The following is a 2563-nucleotide window of genomic DNA, read 5'->3' as shown; positions in this document are numbered from 1 at the left end:
CTCTTCGTGCTCGCCCAATCCGGACAAGCGGTCGAGATCCGCAACGACGCCGGCTTTCAGCCCAAGACCTGGTAAGGCGCCCGCGCATCACCCTCACCGCTCTGCTCCTGCTCGCCGGTGCGGCCTGTCGAGACTGATACAGCGCGTAGTCCGGTCTTTCAGGCCGTCCAGCCAGGCGGCGAAGGCGTCGGTGCGGGGACCCTGCGGGGCTAGGTGTCCAGTTCATCTCCTGGTCGTGGCGATTCCCGACCCAGACGTTCCAACACATCCAGAAAGCGCGCTCGGTCGGCCCGCGCGGCGCGGTGGGTGAATACCTCTTCGGCCTCCAAAGCGGCCACCTTCTCGGCCAGGGCGGTGTTGATGAATTGGTTCAGGCTCACGCCGTCACGCTTGGCGGCGCGGCGTGCCGCCGCCAGAATGCTGTGTGGCGTACTCAAGGCGTAGTTACTTTTGCTCATGACGCAAATTCCTCGCGATTTCGGCTGGGCGGCAAAGCGTGATTCCGAATCGGTTCGGCGCGGTTCCGAAGTCACGGATATTGAAGGTCACCAGATGCGTCGCCGCCGCATTGGCTGCCGCCTCCAGCACCATGTCGTCGTTCGCGTCACGGAGCTGCGGTCGCCATAGGTACCAGATCGGTACCCGCCGCAGCATGGAGGCCAACTGATCGAGAATGACATCCATATCCTCCACCGTGCCGCCCGCGCGAATCAGTGTTTCAGAGCGTTTGAGCACGGCTTCGTATTCCAGGAGCAGCGGTACGGAGGCCGCCGCCTGCAAACGACCGAGACCAATCTCCTGCAGCAAGAACCGAGACGCTCCAGTCGGACTGACAACAGCGGAAACGATGACATCTGTATCGAGCACAACGATCATATGCCATAGCATATGAATAAAACGGCGTCAGTCAACCGGGACTCAATCCCGATCCGAAATTCATGTTAGCTGACGCTCAATGATCCCGACGTTGCTTGGTCAGCCAAGCCTCGATGGTGGCCGGATCGAGCCCCTTGAGTCGCTCCTCCGGATCGTAGCGTTTGAGGACTTCATCAGGCGGAAGCCCCTTGAGTCGCTCTTCTGGGGTCATGTTGGCAAGCACCAGCTTGTGGGCCTCGCGTATCAGCCCAAGACCTGGTGAGGCGCCCGCAACGGCATCACCGGATAGGACGTGCGTCCCGGTTTCCACCACCGCGAACCTGGCCGCGCCTTGCGGCGTTGCGAGGGCCGACACTGTCGAGCTGAACACCATCAATCCTCAACGCGGCCTCGATCCTCAGGCTGACCCCGCACCGCAGCCACCACCAGCCGGTTCAGGTCTAACTCTCTGCCAGATCGCCAGCGTATTGAACCCCAACACCCGGCGCACCTGCCAGACACAGAGCAGATTCTGGATCGCCATGCCGGTCGCCGTTGCCACCGCCGCGCCGAGCAAGCCAAAGGCCGGGATCAACACCAAGGCCATACCCAGCGCCACCACCGCCGCCACCAGCACATTGTTGCGCAGCAGGCGTTCATGCCCGGTCATCGGGCGCAAGGATCGCCAACGCATCGGCATGGCCATGGGCGGCGATGATTATTCGCCGAGGAAAAGCGCGACGGATAGCGCGCCAGCCACAGCTCCGCAGGGAACAGGCATTCGGGCGTTCGTGGCGGCCAGGTTTGACCGAGGGCGGTGAATTCACCGGCCAAGAGCACGGTGGTTCTGGCGTTCAATTCGTGCTCCGGCACTGCGCGCGCAAGGCTCTCCCAGGGGCCGGGCAGCACAGGCACGGGACCGGGATTGGCATAGCGTTCCCAGCCCTCCAGGGTGCCGCGTGCAGTCGATTTCCTGACCTTTTCCACCACCCGATGGGCGATCTCGGGTGGACTCATGGCGCGGAGACGATGGAGCTTCCATAACAGGTCATTCATGACGCTCGCTCCCTGGCAAGCCACTCATTGGAGAATACGAATTGCTGCTTCATCACGAATACCAACGTCACCGATACCGTTGCCGGAAGGGAGCCAGTTGCGCTACTGTACATACAGTATCGTCATCAGGCCCTTGCCCTATCTCACCGGCCCAATCACATGCACGCCATCGAATTTAAGGCACATCTAAAGGAAGGCGTCATTCGCCTGCCGGCTTCTTACCAGCATTGGCGGGAAGACCGCCCCGTCAAAGTCATCGTGCTGGTGGACGACGACGAGACGCCGCCATCGCCCCCGCTGGACGCGAATCAACGGCTGGCCGCCATCCTGAAGGTCAGCCGACGCTGCGCGGCTGCTCCTGAACTCGATCCGCGCGGTGCGGACGAGATCATCGGCTACGATGCAAACGGATTGCCAAGCTGAAGTTTCGCACGTGGTCATCGATACCTCATCGCTCGTGTGCATCCTGCTGGATGAGCCGGAAGCTGATCGCTACGCCTGCCGCTTGAGCGAGACGGATTCGCCCAATGTCATGTCGGCAGCGACCTGGCTTGAAACCATGCTCGTCATCAGCGCGCGGCGTGGCGAACTGGGTCGCCAAAGCCTTGACGAGCTGCTCGCGCTAGCCGTGATCGAGATCCAGCCTGTCGAT

Annotated in this window: 7 protein-coding genes; 2 read left to right on the top strand and 5 right to left on the bottom strand. The window is 61.9% G+C overall.

What is annotated here, in order from left to right; translation table 11 throughout:
* Window positions 1-209: 209 nt before the first annotated feature.
* The 5 genes from ACY693_RS18220 to ACY693_RS18200 form a co-directional block, all read right to left on the bottom strand.
* Window positions 210-458 (bottom strand): hypothetical protein, encoded by a 249-nt coding sequence (locus tag ACY693_RS18220; RefSeq protein WP_462323228.1) that lies wholly within the window; start codon window positions 456-458, stop codon window positions 210-212.
* Window positions 445-876, bottom strand: coding sequence for a putative toxin-antitoxin system toxin component, PIN family (locus ACY693_RS18215; RefSeq protein ID WP_462323227.1), 432 nt, complete (start codon window positions 874-876; stop codon window positions 445-447). The genes ACY693_RS18220 and ACY693_RS18215 overlap by 14 nt, the downstream gene beginning before the upstream one ends.
* Before the next feature lie 76 nt (window positions 877-952).
* The gene (locus tag ACY693_RS18210; RefSeq protein ID WP_462323226.1) at window positions 953-1246 is read right to left on the bottom strand and encodes a hypothetical protein; all 294 of its coding nucleotides are present in this window, start codon (window positions 1244-1246) and stop codon (window positions 953-955) included.
* 27 nt (window positions 1247-1273) lie between these two features.
* On the bottom strand, window positions 1274-1525 hold the full coding sequence (locus ACY693_RS18205) for a hypothetical protein (RefSeq protein WP_462323225.1): 252 nt from the start codon (window positions 1523-1525) through the stop codon (window positions 1274-1276).
* Window positions 1522-1911: a hypothetical protein gene (locus ACY693_RS18200; RefSeq protein WP_462323224.1), complete on the bottom strand. Its 390-nt coding sequence runs from the start codon at window positions 1909-1911 to the stop codon at window positions 1522-1524. Before ACY693_RS18200 ends, ACY693_RS18205 begins: the two co-directional genes overlap by 4 nt.
* 159 nt (window positions 1912-2070) lie before the next feature.
* Between ACY693_RS18200 and ACY693_RS18195 the strand changes: the two genes are divergently transcribed.
* Together ACY693_RS18195 and ACY693_RS18190 are read left to right on the top strand one after the other, a co-directional pair.
* On the top strand, window positions 2071-2334 hold the full coding sequence (locus tag ACY693_RS18195) for a hypothetical protein (RefSeq protein ID WP_462323223.1): 264 nt from the start codon (window positions 2071-2073) through the stop codon (window positions 2332-2334).
* A 10-nt stretch (window positions 2335-2344) separates the two neighbouring features.
* On the top strand, window positions 2345-2563 hold a 219-nt coding region (locus ACY693_RS18190), incomplete at its 3' end, for a type II toxin-antitoxin system VapC family toxin (protein WP_462323222.1).

It is taken from the genome of Halochromatium sp. (genome assembly GCF_054919635.1).
Note: the sequence above shows the minus strand (reverse complement) of the source record. Positions and strands in the feature narration are given on the sequence as shown.